Here is a 21,080-nt window from a genome sequence, read left to right as displayed (position 1 = left end):
GGATGATGAGCGTAAGAGCGGATCGATACCTCAGTACCGATCCGCAGACCAATTACAGTACAATATTGCCAAGGATAAACCCGAAGACGACAGAGAGTGCAATTGCCACAACCCCTGGGATCAGGAATGAATGGTTAAACACGAACTTGCCGATACGGGTTGAGCCGGTGTCATCCATTTCGACCGCCGCCAGTAGGGTTGGGTAAGTAGGTAGTACAAACAGCGCTGACACCGCAGCAAAAGAGGCTACCGCAGTCACTGGTGATACGCCGAGCAATAAGGCCGCAGGCATCAGGGCTTTAGTTGTTGCTGCCTGAGAGTAGAGCAGGGTGGCGGCGAAAAACAAAACGACTGCCAGCATCCACGGATAACTTTGCAACAGTGCACCCGCTGTGCTCTGGATATCGGTGATATGTGCTTTCACGAAAGTATCACCCAGCCAGGCCACACCCATAACGCACACGCAGGCACTCATGCCGGATTTGAAGGTACTGGCCGAGAGAACTTGCGCGGTGTCGATTTTGCAAGTCAAGCTAATTAGCGTGGCAACGGTCAGCATAAATACCACGATGGCTTCATTCCGCGGCAGTACCGGGTTGCTGATCAGGCCGACAGTATCACTGATGGCTGTGGCATAAAGCACCACGGCGACAATACCGATGAGAAACAGGAGAACAGACAGTTTTGCTCGAGGTTTTAACACCAGTTTACTACTGCCGCGTAGCGTCACTTCGTCTTTGCGAAGGCGTTCCTGATAGACTTCATCGTCTTTTAGATCTTTACCGAGAAAGTTGGTAAGGATGGCCGTTAGCATGATGGCAGTCAGTGTGGTGGGGATGCAGATACCTAGCAGCGCCAAATAACTGACGCCTTTAGGTTCCAGAATGCTGGCCATGAAAACCACAGCAGCAGATATGGGGGAGGCGGTAATGGCAATCTGCGATGCGACGACGGCGATAGAGAGCGGCCGGGAAGGGCGAATACCTTGTTCTTTAGCGACTTCCGCAATGACCGGTAGCGTGGAGAATGCTGTGTGGCCGGTTCCTGCCAACAGCGTCATGAAATAGGTTACTAACGGTGCTAGAAAGGTGACATATTTGGGCTGTTTGCGCAGCAGTTTTTCCGCCAGGCTGACCAAATAATCCATCCCTCCTGCAACCTGCATGGCGGCAATAGCGGCGATAACCGCCATGATGATTTCAATCACGTCAAAAGGAATGACGCCGGGTTTGATGTGGAAACCGAGTGTTAAAACCAGTACGCCAATGCCACCGGCGAAACCGATCCCGATCCCCCCGAGACGAGCGCCCAGATAAATGGCGAGCAGAACAACAATGAGTTCCATGGTAAGCATGATTATGCTCCTTAATAAGATAGGAAAATTTAAAAATGTTTGTTGCCGCTTATAGTTATCTAGACTAGCCCCTTTGTTTTGATAGATAGCAATTGGGGCAGCGATGGCACCACGGACAATGCCGGGCACACAGCCTATATTACCTTATAGAAAAGGCACGCAGTCGGCGCAGGACTGTCGTGCCTTAACATGGCTTATGGCGCGGTCTTATGACGGTTCGTTTTCATCTGTGTAAGGTTTTGCTTTGTAAGCCGGATGCATCAGGTTCTGTATCGAGAAGATGTCATCCAGTTCGGCTTCAGTCAGCAACCCACGCTCCAGTACTACCTCCCGCACGCTCTTACCGGTTTCTGCACAGATTTTTCCCACAATGTCGCCATTGTGGTGGCCAATGAATGGGTTCAGGTACGTCACAATCCCGATAGAGTTGAACACGTAGGATTCACACACCGATTTATTGGCGGTGATACCACTCACGCATTTTTCCAACAGGTTGTAACAAGCGTTGGTCAGGATATGGGTAGATTCAAACATGGCCTGGCCAATGACTGGTTCCATTACGTTAAGCTGTAATTGACCGGCTTCTGCCGCCATAGTGATGCAGGTGTCGTTACCTATGACCTTGAAACACACCTGGTTGACTACTTCGGGTACCACCGGGTTGACTTTGGCTGGCATGATGGATGAACCCGCCTGCAATTGCGGCAGGTTGATTTCATTCAGGCCTGCGCGGGGGCCTGAAGAGAGCAGACGCAGGTCATTACAGATCTTGGAAAGTTTCACCGCCAGGCGTTTCAGTGAACTGTGGACCATGACATAAGCACCACAATCAGAGGTGGCTTCGATCAGATCTTCTGCGGGGATACAAGGCAAACCGCTGACTTCAGCCAGCTTTTGGACCGCCAGATGCTGGTAGCCATCCGGGGTATTCAGTCGGGTACCGATAGCGGTAGCCCCGAGGTTAACCTCCAGTAATAATTCGGCGATACGCAACAGGTTTTTGTTTTCTTCTTTCAGCAATATGTTAAATGCGTGGAACTCTTGTCCCAATGTCATCGGGACGGCATCCTGTAACTGGGTTCTGCCCATTTTCAGAATGTTCTCAAATTCCTTGGCTTTATGTTCAAAGCCTTCACCCAGCTGCGTGACTGCATCAACCAGCTTCAGAATGGCATTGTATATTGAGATGCGGAACCCAGTGGGATAGGCATCATTGGTAGATTGGCATTTGTTGAGATGATCGTTTGGGTTAAGATATTGATATTCCCCTTTTTTGTGTCCCATTAGTTCCAGACCGATGTTGGCCAGCACTTCGTTGGTATTCATGTTGAGAGACGTGCCCGCACCGCCCTGGAACACATCAACAGGGAACTGGTCCATGCATTTACCATTGTTCAGCACCTCATCACAGGCTTTGACAATAACATCGGCAATCTGGTGGGGAATGGTCTTCAGCTCCTTGTTTGCCAATGCTGCGGCTTTTTTAACCATCACCATACCGCGCACAAACTCGGGAACATCGCTGATTTTCTGGTTGCTGATATAGAAGTTTTCAATAGCTCGGAGGGTGTGAACACCGTAATATGCATCGGCGGGGACTTCTCGGGTACCTAACAGGTCTTCTTCAATACGAATGTTATCTGACATAGAAGCCTTCTCTTATTCTTTTGTCGGTTAGCATTTATGCACACCTATTGTGTTACCGTGGATAACAATTTCAGAATGTTTGACCATAACTGCCTTTGTTATCGTGATGATATTCTGGCTGATTGAGAAATTTCGTCGAATGGATCACTATCTGTAGATACACGTTCCTCCTTCGCTACGAACTGTGATAATAGTCACGACTTATCACTAAGAGTAAAAAAACTCGTCGCATGCAGGTTGAAAATCCGCTACCGAGCTACCATTTCTTTCGTTATATGGTTCGTTATCTTAACGACTGATCGAATCTTTCCTCCAGTCGTTTGTTACGGTGCGTTGTGTAAAATATTACGACGATGTCATTCGGAAGAGTATTTCCTGTTGGCGCATCGAATTTTAACCACAGGAGTTACGGGTGCGCTGGTTACCGTTATTACTGATTTTCTTTTTTACTTACATCGAAGTTTCCATTTTTATTCGGGTCGCCGAAGTCTTTGGTGTGGCGATGACATTACTGTTGGTCGTGTTTACGTCCTGTGTAGGGGTATCCCTGGTTCGTAATCAGGGAATGAGAACCTTTCTCCAGATGCAGCAGAAACTGGAAGCGGGCGAAAGTCCTGCCGTGGAAATGGTAAAAAGCGTATCACTGGTGCTGGCTGGTTTCTTGTTGTTGCTTCCCGGTTTTTTCACCGATTTTCTTGGCTTGATGTTGTTATTGCCACCAGTGCAAAAGCATCTGACACTGAAACTGATGCCTCATCTGTATATCTGGCGCACTCGTTCCGGAACGGGAACTGGCACATCAGGTTCTGAAGGAAATACTTTTGAAGGTGAATATCAGCGGAAGGATAAGGAACATAATGACCGTATCGAACCCCGTGATAATGATCGAGATAATCACTGATATTTGGTTGAATTTAGCTTGCTTTTTGTGCTCTTCGTGGAAAATACAGGTTTAAAGCAAAAAAAATTTATTTCCTCCCTTGAAGCGCATGGAAACGTCCCCACTTACAACTCCACAAGGCCGGGTATGATGGCATATCCGGCGTTTACCTAAACTGATATGGACTTTCTCAAAGGAGAGCTATCAATGAAAATTCGTCCACTACATGATCGCGTAATCGTTAAACGCAAAGAAGTCGAGTCCAAGTCTGCTGGCGGTATCGTTTTAACCGGTTCCGCAGCGGGTAAATCCACTCGTGGTGAAATCTTGGCTATCGGCCATGGCCGCATTTTGGAAAACGGTGAGGTCAAACCGCTGGACGTAAAAGTAGGCGATATCGTTATTTTCAATGATGGCTATGGCGTTAAGGCAGAAAAGATCGACAACAATGAAGTGTTGATCATGTCTGAAAGCGACATTCTGGCAATTGTTGAAGCTTAATCGCGTGTAATCATCTGAACTGAACGAATTTAAGGGAAATAACCAATGGCAGCTAAAGACGTAAAATTCGGTAATGACGCACGAGTAAAAATGTTACGCGGCGTGAATGTACTGGCTGATGCAGTGAGAGTTACTCTGGGTCCGAAAGGGCGTAATGTTGTTCTGGATAAATCCTTCGGCGCACCTTCTATCACTAAAGACGGCGTATCCGTTGCGCGTGAAATCGAACTGGAAGACAAGTTCGAGAACATGGGCGCCCAGATGGTGAAAGAAGTCGCTTCTAAAGCGAATGACGCAGCAGGTGACGGTACCACGACTGCTACCGTTTTGGCCCAGTCCATCGTTAATGAAGGTCTGAAAGCCGTTGCTGCGGGTATGAACCCGATGGATTTGAAACGCGGTATAGATAAAGCGGTTATCGCTGCAGTTGAAGAATTGAAAAAACTGTCTGTGCCTTGCTCTGATTCCAAAGCTATTGCTCAGGTAGGTACTATCTCTGCTAACTCCGATGAAACTGTGGGCAAGTTGATTGCTCAAGCCATGGAGAAAGTGGGGAAAGAAGGTGTCATCACCGTTGAAGAAGGTACCGGTCTGCAAGACGAACTGGATGTGGTTGAAGGTATGCAATTTGACCGCGGTTATCTGTCTCCTTACTTCATCAATAAGCAAGAAACCGGTTCTGTTGAACTGGAAAGCCCATATATCCTGTTGGCTGACAAGAAAATCTCCAATATCCGTGAAATGCTCCCGGTACTTGAAGCTGTCGCAAAAGCCGGCAAGCCACTGTTGATTATCGCTGAAGACGTAGAAGGCGAAGCACTGGCTACTCTGGTAGTGAACACCATGCGTGGTATCGTGAAAGTGGCTGCCGTTAAGGCTCCAGGCTTTGGCGATCGTCGTAAAGCCATGCTGCAGGACATCGCTACTCTGACTGCCGCTACTGTAATTTCTGAAGAGATCGGTCTGGAGTTGGAAAAAGCAACACTGGAAGATCTGGGTCAGGCTAAACGTGTAGTGATCAACAAAGATACCACTATCATTATTGATGGCGTGGGTGATGAGTCGACTATTCAAGGTCGTGTTACCCAGATTCGTCAGCAGATTGAAGAGGCCACTTCTGATTATGACCGTGAAAAACTACAGGAACGTGTGGCCAAACTGGCTGGCGGTGTTGCAGTTATCAAAGTTGGCGCTGCGACTGAAGTCGAAATGAAAGAGAAAAAAGCACGTGTTGAAGATGCGTTGCATGCTACTCGTGCGGCAGTTGAAGAAGGTGTAGTCGCTGGTGGTGGTGTGGCATTGATTCGTGCGGCATCTTCTGTCACGGCGTCTGGCCTGAAAGGTGAAAACGAAGATCAGAACGTAGGTATTAAAGTTGCACTGCGTGCAATGGAAGCACCTTTGCGTCAGATCGTGATTAATGCGGGTGAAGAAGCCTCCGTTATTGCGAACAAGGTGAAAGCGGGTGAAGGTAGCTATGGCTATAACGCTTACACTGAAGCGTATGGCGATATGATCGAAATGGGTATCCTGGATCCGACCAAGGTAACTCGTTCTGCTCTGCAATATGCCGCATCTGTTGCTGGTCTGATGATTACCACTGAATGTATGGTGACCGAGTTGCCAAAAGACGACAAAGCTGACTTAGGCGGAGCCGGTGGCATGGGCGGTATGGGTGGTATGGGCGGTATGATGTAATAACTGCTGTCGCCGTCCACTGACTGATGGCGACACGGTATATCCGTTGCATTCTGTTTGGCCACAATTAAAACACTATCCGGTCTGTAGGTCGGGTAGTGTTTTTTATTTGGCCTGTTTTAGCTACGTTTCCCCTCTTGCGTTCAGGTTCATCGTTGATATCACAGGACCATGTTCGAACCCATGTCATCCACACTGGTTGACACGTTAAATATTGTACAAATATTATTCACATCACTAACAATTGGTTCAGACCGTGTTATCAGCCCGTTATTCTGCGCTACAATGGATCGCGTTTATTTTATTTACTAAACATATCGGGTGGAGCAGGGAAAAATGTCTGATGAGGCTTTGGCACAGCTACGCTCAGTGGAGTGGTGTGAGCCTACTGATGTACCCGCGACGGTTGCTGATTGGTTAATCTATAATGATTCTATGACGCGTCGTCTGGAACGGCATTGCCTTCGTCTTTCAGTACGCGTGAGTACGGAGCATTTTATCTCCACACTTGATGTGCAGAATGAACAACCACTGTTGCCATTAAGCAACCGTTACTGGTTGCGTGAAGTGACGCTGCTCGGGGATGGGAAACCCTGGTTATTCGGTCGCACGGTGATACCACAGCAAACGTTGGAAGAGGCTGAGATAGATCTGACACAGATAGGTAATACGCCACTGGGACGCTATCTGTTTTTACAAGGCCCACCGAAGCGTAATTTTATCCATCTCGGGCGTTGTGGTTCACTTTGGGTTCGTCGTTCATGCCTGGTACTTTCCGGTAATCCGCTGTTGATCACCGAGCTTTTTTTACCGGATGCCCCACTTTATTCGATGGTCAGTAAAACATTCTGACCGGCAGAGAGGAGAATACCGAGTTGGAAAGAAGTTTAACGGCAGGACGCTGGGTTGCATATTGTCGTTTAATGCGCATTGATAAGCCGATAGGTTCTCTGCTGTTATTATGGCCAACGCTATGGGCGTTGTGGCTGGCTGGGCGGGGAGTACCACAACCTTGGATACTATGGGTGTTCGTGGCCGGCGTGTTTCTGATGCGTGCAGCAGGATGTGTGATTAATGATTATGCAGATCGTCATTTTGACGGTCATGTCAAACGCACTGCTTCGCGGCCATTGCCAAGTGGCGCGGTCAGTGAGCAATCCGCCAAAGTGCTGTTTATCGTGTTGGTATTGCTGTCCTTTGGGCTGGTGCTGACCATGAATAATATGACTATCTGGCTTTCCGTGGCCGGGTTGGCGCTGGCATGGGTTTATCCCTTCATGAAACGCATCAGTCATCTTCCCCAGTTTGTGTTGGGGATGGCTTTCGGCTGGTCTATTCCGATGGCTTATGCGGCGGTAAGTGAGTCATTACCGGTGTCCTGCTGGGTTATGTTCCTGGCTTATATTTGCTGGACTGTCGCTTACGATACTCAATATGCCATGGTGGACCGTGACGATGACCTGAAGATTGGTATCAAGTCGACCGCTATTCTTTTCGGACGTCATGATACATTGATTGTCGGGCTGTTACAGTTGTTCACGTTGATGGCCATGTTGGCATTAGGGCATCTGGCCGGATTAAGTGAAATATTTTATTGGTCAGTGCTGATTGCGGCCGGATTGTTTGCTTACCAACAGAGATTGATTGCCGGGCGTGAGCGTGAAAGTTGTTTCCGTGCTTTCAGAAATAACAATTACGTTGGTATGGTGTTGTTTGCCGGCATTTTGCTCGGTTTGTAATCGAATGGCTGCGGTAGGGACACTACCGCAGCCATATGTGGCTTTATGCCACTGATGGAGGGATTTCCGGTGTTGCCGATTTCTCTGACGCGCTGGCGCTTTCTATTGTCAGTCTGACATCTGGGGTGATCATGTCCCCCAGGATGCTATAGATTTCCAACGTATTTTCCGGAATAGCATCGCCAGTATCATTGATGTAACCTTCTGTCCGCAGCGTGTTAACCAGCGTGGAAAAAACAGCTTTATCAAAGAACTCCGGTGCGTTGATTCCATGCAATACTGACAAGCGCTGAGCCATGTTACGACTCTCTTTTTCCAGCATACTGCGACTGATACTCGGATTTGTGCTGAGTAATGATAGTGTAATGGCGTAACGTTGAAGGGTTTCGCGAATACCCGCCGATAGCAATTGAAGTGTTCTTATCCGCGCTGGATTCAGTACCAACCCTTTTTCATCTATCAAAATCAGGCGCTGACTAGCCAGTTCTTCTGTTAGTGCAGTCAATACATCACTCAATTGGGATTTTTCGTAGTGCAAGAAAAGTTCAGCTTGCAGGAGTGGGTAAACCAATGTGACCTGACGCAACAGCTCTGTCTGGGTAACCGTTCGATGATGGATGATGATACTGGCAATCAGCGAGGGCAATACCAGCAAGTGTTGGATATTGTTACGGTAGTAGGTCATCAATACCGCTTGTTCACGCGGGAGAATGATAATGTCACCAACATTATCTTTTTCGACTTCAAACTTATCCATGCTCAATGCATGGTCGAGCAGTTCGGCTGCTGTTTTGTTGGGAACGGTGATGTCGGTAGCATAAGGAACATTGCGCAGTATTTGCAGATAACACTCCAGCTGTTCTTCCATCTGCTTGCGGGTCAAAGCACGCTGACGAGAAGCTAACAGCGCCGTAGAGCATAGGTTCATGGCGTTTGCCGCGGCCGAATTATTAATGCGAACCATGATATTCATGGCAATGTCCTGCACTGTGGGTGTCAACCAACTTGGGCGCTGGACTTCGATAGGATCAATGGCTTCCTGCCATTGTGGTACGTGCGAATTTAGGTAAGCCATTAAGGGCAGGGGTTCGCCAAAATTCACATACCCTTGTCCGAGGTTACGTAGTTTGCGCAAACCACGCACCATCTGTATGAAACCCTCTTTTTCTTTAGTGGCGCCACGAAGTTCTCTGGCATAAGTAGCCACTTCCATCACATGTTCGTAGCCGATGTAGACGGGCACCAGGGTGATTGCTCGGGTACCACCACGCAACATAGCTTGAATTGTCATCGATAGCGTGCCGGTTTTGGGTTCCAGCAGTCGTCCGGTACGGGAACGTCCACCTTCGACAAAATACTCTACGGAATAACCACGCGTGAATAGTTCACCCAGGTATTCTCGGAACAAGGTAGAGTAAAGTTTGTTGTTGAAAGTGCGGCGGATAAAAAACGCGCCCAGGCGGCGGAAAATCGGGCCAGCTGGCCAGAAATTCAGATTAACGCCAGCAGCAATATGGGGTGGTACTAACCCTTGATGATAAAGCACATAGGAGAGCAGCAGATAATCCATATGGCTGCGGTGGCAGGGGACATAAACAATTTCGTGACCGTCTTGCGCCAGTTGGCGTACCCGTTCAGCATTGTGAACATTAATCCCTTGATAAAGGCGGTTCCAGGTCCAGCTCAGCACCCGGTCCGACAATCGTACCACTTCATAAGAGAAATTCGCGGCAATTTCTTCCAACAACGCTATGGCATTCTGTTGCGCCTTCTCATGGGGGATTTTTTTTACACGAGCTTCATCATCAATTGCTTTGGTGATGGCATTTGACGTCAACAATTTGTTGAAAAGGTCTTGCCTTACTGGTAGCCGAGGCCCGACAGCGGCCAAACGTTGGCGGGCAAAGTGTATTCGCGCGACGCGGGCCAGCTTATGAGCGATGGTTTTATCAGTGCCATGCTCTGTCGCCATATAACGGAGCGATATTGGACTGGAAAAACGGACAAAACTATCACGTCCTAGCCATAAAACAGCAAAAAATTTCTCAATGCCGTTTAACAAACGCAGGTGTGGTGTGGCTTGATGTTGATTTTCACGACCTGGCGAGCGACCAAACATCACTGAAACTGGCACCATCTGTACATCTAACGCCGGGTTACTGCTATGCAGATCCAGGTAGTCGTGAAACAGTTTTATGGATTTCTGCTTGGGGACGTAGTAGCGGAATACTCGTGGACCATCATTAATAAATACATAGCTGGGCAACTCTTCACCATCAATAACCAATGGTTGTAAAGGGTCTGGTAGCCCCAGCGCCAGACATTTAGTCCGCAGCGTTAGTAGATCCGCTTTAGAGTTATAGGGCAATACATAGAAAACCGGACGTGAAGGATCCAAATCCAATTCAGCGACAGGATCATGAGGAATAATCTTACTCTTTACCAAGAGTTTAAGGGGGAAATTCAGTAAGTTATAGTAAATTCTACGCCAACCTGACATAACAACCAGAAGCCTCTTGTTAGCAACTCGCCGCAAGGATACCAGAAACCTCACTGGAGATCTGTGGTGATGAGACGATGATAGCGCGTTAAAATTGCGTTCAATCACGAATAAAGGAATGGAGTAAGTATGAATAAAGCAACTGGAATAACCCGTATTATCAAAGCAACGGGATATTCCCTCCAGGGGTTGAAGCAGGCCTGGCGGCATGAAGCTGCATTTCGTCAGGAGTCATTACTCACTCTTGCCTCTATTATTATTGCTTGTTGGCTGCCAGTTTCAACAATTGAAAGGCTATTACTCATCGGGTCAGTTGTACTGATTGTATTATTTGAATTGGTCAATAGCGCTATCGAAGCGGTAGTCGACAGAGTGGGGCTGGAGTATCACGAATTATCGGGACGAGCGAAAGATATTGGCTCGGCAGCTGTTTTCGTCGCCTGTTTGTTGGCTGCTGTCGTCTGGATCTCACTACTGTGGAATCATTTTGCATGACGGCTTCCAGAATCGGAGAAAAAAGCGCTGAATGGCAATATCAAGGTTCCCATCGACACCTTCCCTGTATATACTCACAGCTAAACTGTATAAACAACCAGGGGGCGGGATGAAAGAGTTAACAGCCAGACAACAGCAGGTTTATGATCTTATCCGTGATCATATCTCACAAACCGGTATGCCGCCTACACGGGCAGAGATTGCGCAGCAGTTGGGATTCCGTTCCCCTAATGCCGCAGAAGAGCATTTAAAGGCACTGGCACGCAAGGGTGTGATCGAGATTGTTACCGGCGCGTCCCGTGGTATCCGCTTGTTGATGGAAGAAGAAGATCTTGGATTGCCTTTGATTGGCCGGGTTGCGGCCGGTGAGCCCTTGCTGGCTCAACAGCATATTGAGTGCCATTATCAGGTTGATCCATCCATGTTTAAACCGAGTGCGGATTTTTTGCTAAGAGTCAGCGGAATGTCGATGAAAGATATCGGTATTCTGGATGGTGATCTACTGGCCGTGCATAAAACGCAAGATGTATATAATGGTCAGGTTGTTGTGGCGCGTATTGATGACGAAGTTACCGTTAAACGTCTGAAAAAACAAGGTAACATCATACAGTTACTGGCGGAAAACAGAGAATTCAAACCTATTGTTGTTGACTTGCGTGAACAGAGTTTTTCTATTGAAGGACTGGCGGTTGGTGTCATTCGTAACAGCGATTGGAACTGATATATTCCTTCATTTCCTTTATTCATCTCGGCCTTTAAAATATAGCGCTCGCTCTTCTAATATGAGCGGGTGCGTCTTCAAGTGAGATGCCGTTATTTTACTTATTCCCCTACTTTTACCAGCCATCTATTTCAGCAATTCCTCTTACAGTTTTTACTTTCTAATGAGTTCTCCAAAAATATAAATTTTAAATCATCCACCGGTACTTAGCGGACATTGATTATGTGGTTCACAGCGGAATACTCGAGGGATAGGAAAATTGAGTCGCAACTATCGTTTTTTAATGGTGATACTGTGATCGTGATTGCAATTTTCTCGGTGGTCGCATGATTCAACCTGCTGGCATGCACTGCATAATCCATGAGCTTCCACCACACTGTGGCGCAAAATGAAATCTGACTGCTTAGCCAATTGCTGAAGGTTTTCCTCGACACCGACTGTTTGCCGCTCCGTTACCTGGCCGCATCGGTCACAGATAAATAATGCGGATGTGTGATTATGCTCTTCGAAATGATGACATAACACATAACTGTTAGTGGACTCGACCCGATGAATAAATCCCTGTTCCAGTAGAAAATCGAGAGCACGGTAAACCGTAGGTGGTTTTGCCTGGGGTTCAGAAACACGGAGCAGATCCAGTAAATCGTAAGCACTGATAGCGCCAGGCTGTTGCGCCATCAAACGCAGAACCTCCTGCCGCTGAGGTGTCAGGCGCACGCAGCGCTGCTGACAAAGCTGTTCGGCCAAGGCAAGAAGTTTTCCCGGATTGATTGAATCCATTGCAGTAACCCCGAAGCATGTCTGAGAGCATTATGATTTATCTTATCATGCCTGGACAAAAACACCGAAAAGACAACCTGGTCCGAGTATCAGACCACCAGATCGATGAGCAGTGCTCGCATTGGCGTTTCCGCCAGAACGGTTATTTTTGCTTCCTGCTGGATAAAGGCACCATCACCACAATGCAACGTTTTGCTATTTTCTGGCGTGATGCCATTAATTCGCATTGTTCCATTTATTGACTGTAAATAAGCGCGATTACCGTTTAGTGTAATGGTGTTTTGCTCGTGGATATTGAGATCCAGATGATAGATCCATACTTGCTGACGTAAGTACAGACTATGCTGATCCTGAGTTTCTTCGGGGGACGCCAGCAAATGACAGCCTTTTTTATCCAGCGAGAGCCGTTGCAAGGTGCGGTTTTCTTGTGTGGGGCAGGCATTCAGCCATAATTGCAGGCGCGTAAGTGATGTTTTATGGCAAGCATTATGTTCGCTATAGCTGACATTGGGCTGCGTGGCCAATAATAGCGCATCGCCTGCTTTTGCTCTGGCATGGTTACCGTTGCTATCGCGGTACTCGGCTTCCCCCTGCAATATAATATTGAGAATATCTACTTGTGGGTAGGTTCGAGGTTGAAAAGCCGCGCCAGGGGCAAGGACTTCCTGATTAAGCACGCGCAAAGAAGCATAACCTAGTAGTTCGGGGTCAAAATAGTGACCAAAAGAGAATGTATAACGTGCCTGTAACCAGCCATAGTCAGCCTGACCGCAATGTTCTGCTACTTTGCTAATGATCATGGTCTTCGGCCTGTAAAATTATCCATGTATTAGATAGTAATTGGCTGGACGCTGGATTGTTAGCCAGTTAATCTGGTCTGTACGTTCAAAAATTCTGAATGAGTATAAAATGGCAAAAGAGCGGGCATTAACGTTAGAAGCTTTAAGGGTCATGGATGCCATAGACCGTCGGGGAAGCTTTGCCGCTGCAGCGGACGAATTGGGGCGGGTGCCTTCAGCCCTGAGTTATACCATGCAAAAACTGGAGGATGAGCTGGATGTGGTTCTGTTTGACCGTTCCGGACATCGTACCAAATTCACCAATGTTGGTCGGATGCTGCTGGAACGCGGACGTATTTTGCTGGATGCGGCGGATAAGCTCACTACTGATGCAGAAGCACTAGCGCGTGGATGGGAAACGCATTTAACGATTGTGATTGAAGCACTGGTTCCGATTGAACGATTATTTCCGTTACTGAATAAGCTGTCCTTGAAGGCCAACACCCAGGTGTCGCTAATTCAGGAGGTGCTGGCCGGTGCCTGGGAACGTCTGGAACAAGGTCGGGCCGATATTGTCATCGCACCCGACATGCATTTCCGCGCATCATCTGAAATCAATACACGTAAACTGTATTTGATGAAAAGTGTTTGTGTAGCAAGTCCAGGCCATCCAATTCATGATGAACCAGAGCCGTTGTCCGAGGTTACTCGTGTTAAATACCGGGGGATTGCTATTGCGGATACTGCGCGTGAACGTCCGGTACTGACAGTACAACTGTTGGATAAACAACCTCGTCTTACCGTAAGTTCTATGGATGATAAACGCCGTGCACTGCTGGCCGGGTTAGGTGTGGCAACTATGCCTTATGATATGGTGGCTCAAGATATCGCTGAGGGACGGTTGCGAGTTGTCAGCCCGGAGAACACATTTGAAAGTCAGATTATTATGGCGTGGCGACGGGATAGTATGGGGGAGGCAAAGTCCTGGTTTTTACGTGAGATTCCAAAATTGCTTATTCAGAAGTGATGGTTATTCATCATTAAGTAAAAGGAGTATTGGGTACTCCTTTTACTACTTGTAGATAACCCTCTTGAATCTACATTGCACGGTAGATTCAAGGGGCTGTACGGGTGTTTTTTACTTTCCTATTCCCCCGGTTATCCTAAAAATTATTCATAAAATCGGGTGGATCGATCATGTGGATCAGAAAATGATCTTTCGGGGCCAATGGAAATGATGCCGTGTGGGTTGATGGTGGGATGGCTGCGGTAATAGTGGTGACGGATATGATCCATGTTTACTGTTTCGGCGATGCCAGGTAGTTGGTAGATATCCCTTACGAAACCGTACAGGTTGAAGTAATCAGTTATGCGGCGTTTGTCACATTTGAAATGGGTATGGTACACAGGATCAAAACGGATCAGTGTTGTCCACAAGCGAAGGTCAGCTTCTGTGAGCCGTTCACCTGTCAGGTAACGTTGATGGCTGAGCCTGTTTTCCAGTTTATCCAATGCAGAAAATAAGTTGGTTACGGCATCATCATAAGCAGTCTGGCTGGTTGCAAACCCTGCTTTATAGACACCATTATTTACCTGATGATAAATCCATTCATTTAACTCATTGATTTGCTGACGCAGTGCTGGTGAATAGTAGTCACCAGGCGCAGCACCAACATCATCAAAAGCGCTGTTAAACATGCGGATGATATCAGCGGACTCGTTGCTGACAATAGTATGTTGTTGCGTGTCCCACAGTAGGGGAACGGTAACGCGTCCGCTGTAATCAGCCAGTGAATGGAGATAGAGCTGGTAAAGGAATTCGTGCTGATAAAGCTTGTCCCCTGTTGCGTCGGGAAAGTCAGTATTAAATGTCCAGCCCTGGTCCAGCATTAACGGATGTACTACCGAGACCTCAATGTGTTCTTCCAGTGCTTTCAATTTTCTGAGTAGCAGTGTGCGATGTGCCCAGGGACAGGCTAGCGACACGTATAAATGGTAACGTCTGGACTCAGCCTTAAAACCGCCTTTGCCTGTGGGGCCTGGTTTACCATCAGGTGTAACCCAGTTGCGGTAAAATGTTTCCGGGCGTTTGAAATGGCCACCAGTCGACCGAGTTTCATACCATGTGTCATGCCATACACCATCAACTAATTGTCCCATTTTGAGTACCTTCCTGAAAATACATGAAACCATGACAGCAACGTTCATCCGTTTACCACCATGGCATTTGTAGAATAAAGGCAATACCGGTGGGGTAATGCCGTTTCTACCACTTTTTATTCAGTAAGTTGTCAATGCTGAAAGCACCCGGACCAGTCACGAATAGCAGTAGGTAACCACCTGCAATGGTCAGGTTTTTCATGAACATTACTTGGTTTACGCTTACAGCGAAATCACTGTGGAAGAGAAAAGCGGTCAGCAAGGCAAAGATAACGGTGAATAGTGCTGTAGTACGGGTTAGAAAACCGAACAATACTGCCAGCCCACCACCCAACTCCAGCAGGATGGTTAATGGAAGCAGCGTACCGGGAACACCCATCGCTTGCATATATTGCTGAGTTGCCGCGTACGAGGCACCAAGTTTGCCGTAACCAGCAACAATAAAGAGTATTGGCATTAAAATACGGGCGATCAGCAGCAGGCTATTGTCTAATTTTTTCATCAACATTATCTCCAATTATTTTGTGCAAGCCGGTACGATGTTATAAGTCATTCATCCAGCAATAGCGTATATCAAGCGGATGCCTGTAACAGGCGATGATGATATTAGATGTAGGAGAAACGATAAGCCAGTAAGTAAAACTGTCGTTTTTTTTCAGAAAAATTGACTATCTATGCGGGCGATAAGAGAAAGTACCTATATCCGGGAGATATAGGTAGTATGCAGCAACAATGAAGCAGGTATCACGAGTGGTTGGTGAAGGTGTTCCGAATAAGCATTACCGCTTCCCCAATACGAACCGCCTTGCGTAACCATCGGTTTAACCGTCCACGGTGTTTGAAACCTAACAGCACCGCGAGTCCAGATCCTAATATCAGGTATTTACGTACGTCCATCATTATGCGCCAATAGTGGTCAGCGTGGCGGGTGGAATACAGCCAACGTGTCTTTTCAGCAGACAGGTCGAGACGTTGCTGTTCAATGGTGCGGAGCAAATGTGCCTTTTCCTGTTCTAACTGTAGACGACGGTTCATTTTGATTTACCTTCAAGCAATGATCGGTCAGTTTCCAGCGTTTTGCGGGTTGCTTTCAGCAGTGTCGATTTACGAATATGCCTGAGCGTCCAGATTCCACCGATCAGCGCAAGAATAAACAGACTTCCAGTAATCCAGCCAAGAGTCATGAGACGGTATTGAGGTTCTACACTCCATATTATCAGTGTAATTAAGCCGATTAAGCCAAAGACAGTAAATAGCAGTGTCAGCTCGACCACCAACAGTAACTGGATCAGCGCTGTTTTTTCCTGCTCCAACTCAATGACCGCTAACCGGACCCGGGTTTCTACCATTCCGACTATAATCGTAATGATGCGCTGGGCTGAGGTGATGGCGCTACTGGCAGGACCTTGTCGTTGTTGTTCTGTCATAGTACTAGCGGCGAGCCAACAGTATACCCAGTACAATACCGACTGCTGCACCGATCCCAACGCCAGTCCAGGGGTTCTGACGAATGTATTCTTCCGCGTGCTCAGTTGCTTCACGAGTCTGGGTGGCGATGTGTTCTCCGGCATTATTCAGTCGTTCACGTGATTCTTTGAGCGCTGTTTCTGCTTTTCCGCGTAGCTTTTCCATTTCAGCTTTGGATTTGTCACTGGACGTTCGCAGCACTTCTTCCAGTGTGTCACTCAATGAGCGCAATTCCGCGCGTAATTGGTCAGAGCTTGATTCTTGAGTCATGTGAGAACTCCCTAATATGATGAATCTTAAAACCTAACTATAGTTCAAAATTTCTCGACTTGCCTGGTCGCGCATCATGATAATTCCAATAGAACGCAGTAAAACGGACAGTCAATACAGTGCTGATAGCAGGCAATGTTGTGGGCAAAAAACAGGAAGATGGGAACAAGACGCCAAGAATGGTCTAAAGAGAAAAAACAGGTATAAGGTTGAGAAAATCAACCCAGTTTGGACTGTTGCTGAATGAGTTTATGTCGCCAGAAAGGTGTTGGATCTGGTGCCTGTGTAACCACATTCACCTGGGGGAGCGACATACTCAATATTTCACGTGCCGCACTGCTTTGTTCTGGTGAAGAAAGACGAACAATAATGCTGTCATTGGAAGGAGTAATGCTTTTGATACCGATTCCCCGCTCATTCAACCGCTGGTAGATATAAAAACCATCAGGAAGTGTTGCGCCCTGGTGCTGTGGCGTGATGTGTAACATCGCATCATCCTGTGGGTGTCGTGACGAAGGTGTCAGGATAATGGCGGGTAACACGACCAACAGGATACGCCAGACATGTTTGTGTTTCAGACAGTGGGCGATCATCTCAATTTCCTTTTCCAGCATTGATGGTTCGTTTCCTACGCCAAAGAACGATTAACGATCCAGCGAGCCCGATGCAGAGTAACAACAGTGGCAGTAACATCAGGCAGAACATCAGCTCATCTTCATATTTCCGAAATATCGGTGTTTTCCCTAACGCAAAACCCAATGAAACCAGAATGGATACCCACAGTAATGCACTGATCCAGTTAAACAGCTGAAAGCGGGTGCTATTCAAGCCGGACAGCCCTGCAATGGTGGGTAATAGTGTACGCACAAATGCCAAAAAGCGGCCAATAAGTAGTGCTGAAAGACCGTGACGATGGAAAAGTTGATGTGCGCGTTGATGATAATGTGCAGGCAAATGTGACAGCCAACCCTGAACAATGCGCGTATTCCCTAACCATTTCCCCTGGATATAACTGACCCAGCACCCGAGGCTGGCGGCGGTAGTCAGTAACAGGATAGTAAAGGGATAATTCATCGTGCCTTTAGCAATCAACACACCAACTAAAATCAGCAGGCTATCACCTGGTAAAAAAGCAGCAGGTAGTAGACCGTTTTCCAGAAACAGGATCAAAAATAGCAATAGATAGACTGTGCCGATCAACTTTGGATTGGCAAGTACCTCGAAATTCTGGTGCCAAAGTGCGTGCAAAAGTTCTTTAATTATATCCATCCGGTATTCCTGTACTGCGGCATTGATGGGACCACGTTAGGGTAATCAGTCTTCTATTCATCGGGTGGCGTATTTCGCATGTCTCGGCATGTTTTATTAATTCTGTTGTCCGTTTCATTAACCGATGGTGTTTTATTTTTTACGCTCAATGTCGCTGATACATGGTGTTTTAGTCTTGCCTGATTGAAAGCGACATCTTATTTCAGCGGTTTTATGCCATCACGGCCGATTAATCGTAAAAAAGGAGTTCTAACTGTAACAAAATAGGTGGAAATGAGACAGGGGAATATTTCGTTGGAAGGTCTATGGGGCGCTGTTTATTGGGGGAGGAGAGGTGAACCATGTAATATTTACACTTACTGACAAAACTAGATGACTAATGAATGTTTTGCTCCACAAAGATGGAGCAAAAGCAGGAAAAATCAGGGTTTACTGTGGGGCATTTGATCGAGATGTACTACTGGATTTTCAGCGAACATATAGCGATCAACATTGAACTCAAAGTCATCGGTAGTGGCACGAAAAAGCATCTGCTTAGTGTTTTCCAGGTGTTGCCACATAGCGAGCTTAGCGGCATAAGGGTCTTTACGGATCAATGCTTTCAGAATTTGATCGTGTTCTTCACACCAGCTTTCAATGGATCGATCGTCAATGTGTTCGTGCAACTTGCGCCAGTAGGGGTTATGTACACGCTGACTCCACATTTTTTCCACAATGGTCGCCATTGCTGAGTTTTGCGTGGCCAGAGCAACCTGTACGTGGAACTTCAGATCCCACTCTGAATCGCGGAAGCGGTCTTCCTGCCGGGCGTACTCCTGGATTTCCATCAATTGTAAGATATCCTGCCGAGTCACCTGTGTCGCCGCAAATTCCGCAATATTGCTTTCGATCAATTGACGGGCCTGAAGCAGCTCAAACGGACCTGCGGTAATAAACTCGGTTTCACTGCTGGAAGGCAAGAGGTGGCGTTGTTGATTGGACATGACATGAATGCCCGAGCCTTTGCGGACTTCAACATAACCCTCAACTTCCAGCATGATAATTGCTTCACGCACTACTGTGCGGCTGACATTCATTTCTTCAGCAATATAACGTTCAGCCGGTAATTTTTCGCCAACCGGATAAACACCGTTTTCAATACGCTGTTTTAATTCTGCTGCTAATTGTTGATAAAGCCGTCGAGATTCTGTGAGTGCCATGATGCCTGCCTTTAGATAGATGACGGGCTCTAATTGGTTATTAGTGCTACGGATACTATCTTTGTTGAACGCTGAAATAATTTGTTATACCACTTATCCTCAGTTGCAACCAACATCACGGGTCACAGTTATTCATTGTGGTAGAAATATATGCGGAAGGTTCATCCGGCATCAGATGATACCGGATGAGGGGCAGGAAACTAAAATTTATCAGTGTTAGTGCGCAGCATGTAATATGGTTTTTTCTGCAGCAACTTCGTCTGCTGGGCGGTTTTGCAGTACGGTCCAGATAACGATGGCACCCAGCAAGTCAAACACGGACAGTGCGGCAAATAGTGGACTGAAGCCCATCGTATCCGCCAGCGCACCCACCACCAGAGCAAACATGGTGCTTGCCGTCCATGCAGCCATACCGGTTAAACCGTTAGCAGTAGCAACCTCATTACGACCAAACACATCTGAGGACAAGGTAATCAGTGCGCCAGAAAGTGATTGGTGGGCAAAACCACCGACACACAGAAGTGCGATAGCGATATAAGGGCTGGCGAACAAACCGATCATCCCTGGGCCGATCATTAACACGGCACCCATGGTGACGACCAGTTTACGGGAGACTATCAGGTTAACCTTGAAATACTTCTGGAACAGCATGGGCAGATAGCCGCCGATAACACAGCCCAGGTCTGCAAACAGCATCGGCATCCAGGCAAACATGGCGATTTCTTTCAGGTTAAAGCCATAGGCCTTGAACATGAACAATGGGATCCAGGCGTTGAATGTACCCCAAGCCGGTTCAGCCAGAAAACGCGGTAAGGCGATACCCCAGAACTGACGGTTGTGTATAATCTGCCAGGCAGACATTTTCTTGGCGTTGTTGGTTTGGTGCTGTGCTTCCTGACCGCTCAGAATGTAATCCCGTTCTTCATCGCTCAGTTTCTTCTGATCTTTAGGGTGTTTGTAGAAATAGAGCCAGCTCAATGCCCAGACCAGACTTAATACACCGGTAATGATAAACGCCAGCTCCCAGCTATGCATGATAATGGCCCAGGCCACCAGTGGTGGAGCGATCATTGCACCGATAGAAGAACCTACATTGAAGTAGCCTACGGCGACGGAACGCTCTTTGGCCGGGAACCATTCACTGCTGGCTTTCAAACCTGCTGGAATCATGGCTGCTTCAGCCATACCGACCGCGCCACGAGCAACAGCCAACCCACCCCAACTGTTTGCCAGCGCGGTTCCTATACAAAAGAGCGCCCATAAGATGGCAAACACGGCATAGCCTATTTTGGTGCCAAGCATATCCAGTACATAGCCTGCGATGGGCTGCATGATGGTATAACAGGCAGAATAGGCAGCAATGATGTAGGAGTATTGCTGGGTAGTAATATGAAGTTGTTCCTGCAACGTTGGTGCGGCGACCGCAATTGCGTTACGCGTCAGATATCCGAGTACGGTACCGATGGTAACCAGGCCGATCATGTACCAGCGTAACCCTTTAATTTTACGCATTTCAAAAATCTCTCCGAGTTAAATCATCGCAGCGGAACAAGTACTGCCACGATGTTGTACAAACCACGCCGAAAGTGACGGGATGAATAGTTTTTTTTGTCGACTCGCT

The 21,080-nt window shown here is 47.3% G+C and carries 22 protein-coding genes; 8 read left to right on the top strand and 14 right to left on the bottom strand.

Annotated elements, in window-relative coordinates:
- Positions 1-52: 52 nt before the first annotated feature.
- Together RS889_RS20395 and aspA are read right to left on the bottom strand one after the other, a co-directional pair.
- On the bottom strand, positions 53-1,354 hold the full coding sequence (locus tag RS889_RS20395; protein WP_315708527.1) for an anaerobic C4-dicarboxylate transporter: 1,302 nt from the start codon (positions 1,352-1,354) through the stop codon (positions 53-55).
- A 207-nt stretch (positions 1,355-1,561) separates the two neighbouring features.
- The gene (gene aspA / locus RS889_RS20390) at positions 1,562-3,001 is read right to left on the bottom strand and encodes an aspartate ammonia-lyase (RefSeq protein ID WP_315708526.1); all 1,440 of its coding nucleotides are present in this window, start codon (positions 2,999-3,001) and stop codon (positions 1,562-1,564) included.
- Positions 3,002-3,413: 412 nt separating this feature from the next.
- On the opposite strand from aspA, the gene RS889_RS20385 reads away from it, so the two are divergent.
- From RS889_RS20385 to ubiA, 5 genes are all read left to right on the top strand, one after another.
- Positions 3,414-3,902 carry an FxsA family protein gene (locus RS889_RS20385; protein WP_315708525.1) on the top strand — a complete coding sequence of 163 codons (489 nt, stop codon included), beginning with the start codon at positions 3,414-3,416 and terminating at the stop codon, positions 3,900-3,902.
- Positions 3,903-4,088: 186 nt separating this feature from the next.
- The gene (locus RS889_RS20380) at positions 4,089-4,382 is read left to right on the top strand and encodes a co-chaperone GroES (protein ID WP_315708524.1); all 294 of its coding nucleotides are present in this window, start codon (positions 4,089-4,091) and stop codon (positions 4,380-4,382) included.
- Between the two features lie 45 nt (positions 4,383-4,427).
- Positions 4,428-6,080, top strand: coding sequence for a chaperonin GroEL (gene groL / locus RS889_RS20375; RefSeq protein WP_021014321.1), 1,653 nt, complete (start codon positions 4,428-4,430; stop codon positions 6,078-6,080).
- 336 nt (positions 6,081-6,416) lie between these two features.
- Positions 6,417-6,932: a chorismate lyase gene (gene ubiC, locus RS889_RS20370; RefSeq protein WP_021014322.1), complete on the top strand. Its 516-nt coding sequence runs from the start codon at positions 6,417-6,419 to the stop codon at positions 6,930-6,932.
- Between the two features lie 71 nt (positions 6,933-7,003).
- Positions 7,004-7,819: a 4-hydroxybenzoate octaprenyltransferase gene (ubiA, locus tag RS889_RS20365; protein ID WP_315711134.1), complete on the top strand. Its 816-nt coding sequence runs from the start codon at positions 7,004-7,006 to the stop codon at positions 7,817-7,819.
- A gap of 43 nt (positions 7,820-7,862) precedes the next feature.
- On the opposite strand, the gene plsB is transcribed toward ubiA, so the two are convergent.
- Positions 7,863-10,319 (bottom strand): glycerol-3-phosphate 1-O-acyltransferase PlsB, encoded by a 2,457-nt coding sequence (gene plsB, locus RS889_RS20360; protein WP_315708523.1) that lies wholly within the window; start codon positions 10,317-10,319, stop codon positions 7,863-7,865.
- A gap of 129 nt (positions 10,320-10,448) precedes the next feature.
- Here plsB and RS889_RS20355 point away from each other — a divergent pair, with 129 nt between their 5' ends.
- Both RS889_RS20355 and lexA read left to right on the top strand, forming a co-directional pair.
- Complete coding sequence (locus RS889_RS20355; RefSeq protein WP_021014325.1) at positions 10,449-10,814, top strand: diacylglycerol kinase; 366 nt, start codon at positions 10,449-10,451, stop codon at positions 10,812-10,814.
- 109 nt (positions 10,815-10,923) lie between these two features.
- Positions 10,924-11,535, top strand: coding sequence for a transcriptional repressor LexA (gene lexA, locus RS889_RS20350; RefSeq protein ID WP_021014326.1), 612 nt, complete (start codon positions 10,924-10,926; stop codon positions 11,533-11,535).
- 270 nt (positions 11,536-11,805) lie between these two features.
- Here lexA and zur read toward each other — a convergent pair whose 3' ends face one another.
- Positions 11,806-12,315, bottom strand: coding sequence for a zinc uptake transcriptional repressor Zur (gene zur, locus RS889_RS20345; protein WP_021014327.1), 510 nt, complete (start codon positions 12,313-12,315; stop codon positions 11,806-11,808).
- 89 nt (positions 12,316-12,404) lie between these two features.
- On the bottom strand, positions 12,405-13,115 hold the full coding sequence (locus RS889_RS20340; protein WP_315708522.1) for a pirin family protein: 711 nt from the start codon (positions 13,113-13,115) through the stop codon (positions 12,405-12,407).
- 109 nt (positions 13,116-13,224) lie between these two features.
- On the opposite strand from RS889_RS20340, the gene RS889_RS20335 reads away from it, so the two are divergent.
- Complete coding sequence (locus RS889_RS20335; protein ID WP_021014329.1) at positions 13,225-14,121, top strand: LysR family transcriptional regulator; 897 nt, start codon at positions 13,225-13,227, stop codon at positions 14,119-14,121.
- 143 nt (positions 14,122-14,264) lie between these two features.
- On the opposite strand, the gene RS889_RS20330 is transcribed toward RS889_RS20335, so the two are convergent.
- The 9 genes from RS889_RS20330 to RS889_RS20290 form a co-directional block, all read right to left on the bottom strand.
- Positions 14,265-15,254 (bottom strand): glutathione S-transferase family protein, encoded by a 990-nt coding sequence (locus RS889_RS20330; protein ID WP_315708521.1) that lies wholly within the window; start codon positions 15,252-15,254, stop codon positions 14,265-14,267.
- 106 nt (positions 15,255-15,360) lie between these two features.
- On the bottom strand, positions 15,361-15,756 hold the full coding sequence (locus RS889_RS20325) for a DoxX family protein (protein ID WP_315708520.1): 396 nt from the start codon (positions 15,754-15,756) through the stop codon (positions 15,361-15,363).
- A gap of 242 nt (positions 15,757-15,998) precedes the next feature.
- On the bottom strand, positions 15,999-16,289 hold the full coding sequence (locus tag RS889_RS20320; RefSeq protein WP_315708519.1) for a YqjK-like family protein: 291 nt from the start codon (positions 16,287-16,289) through the stop codon (positions 15,999-16,001).
- A complete protein-coding gene (locus tag RS889_RS20315) occupies positions 16,286-16,681 on the bottom strand; it encodes a phage holin family protein (RefSeq protein ID WP_315708518.1) in 396 nt (131 codons plus the stop codon). Before RS889_RS20315 ends, RS889_RS20320 begins: the two co-directional genes overlap by 4 nt.
- Positions 16,682-16,685: 4 nt before the next feature.
- Positions 16,686-16,991: an ElaB/YgaM/YqjD family protein gene (locus tag RS889_RS20310; protein ID WP_290181496.1), complete on the bottom strand. Its 306-nt coding sequence runs from the start codon at positions 16,989-16,991 to the stop codon at positions 16,686-16,688.
- A gap of 218 nt (positions 16,992-17,209) precedes the next feature.
- Positions 17,210-17,605, bottom strand: coding sequence for an EnvZ/OmpR regulon moderator MzrA (mzrA, locus tag RS889_RS20305; RefSeq protein WP_425475092.1), 396 nt, complete (start codon positions 17,603-17,605; stop codon positions 17,210-17,212).
- The gene (locus RS889_RS20300; RefSeq protein WP_021014336.1) at positions 17,586-18,260 is read right to left on the bottom strand and encodes a DedA family protein; all 675 of its coding nucleotides are present in this window, start codon (positions 18,258-18,260) and stop codon (positions 17,586-17,588) included. Before RS889_RS20300 ends, mzrA begins: the two co-directional genes overlap by 20 nt.
- A 422-nt stretch (positions 18,261-18,682) precedes the next feature.
- Complete coding sequence (gene exuR / locus RS889_RS20295) at positions 18,683-19,459, bottom strand: transcriptional regulator ExuR (RefSeq protein ID WP_021014337.1); 777 nt, start codon at positions 19,457-19,459, stop codon at positions 18,683-18,685.
- A 216-nt stretch (positions 19,460-19,675) separates the two neighbouring features.
- Positions 19,676-20,971 carry an MFS transporter gene (locus tag RS889_RS20290; protein WP_021014338.1) on the bottom strand — a complete coding sequence of 432 codons (1,296 nt, stop codon included), beginning with the start codon at positions 20,969-20,971 and terminating at the stop codon, positions 19,676-19,678.
- Positions 20,972-21,080 lie beyond the last annotated feature (109 nt).

The organism is Brenneria uluponensis (assembly GCF_032395385.1).
Taxonomy (GTDB): domain Bacteria; phylum Pseudomonadota; class Gammaproteobacteria; order Enterobacterales; family Enterobacteriaceae; genus Prodigiosinella; species Prodigiosinella aquatilis.
The sequence above is the reverse complement of the archived record's forward strand: the minus strand, read 5'-3'. Positions and strand labels throughout refer to the sequence as shown.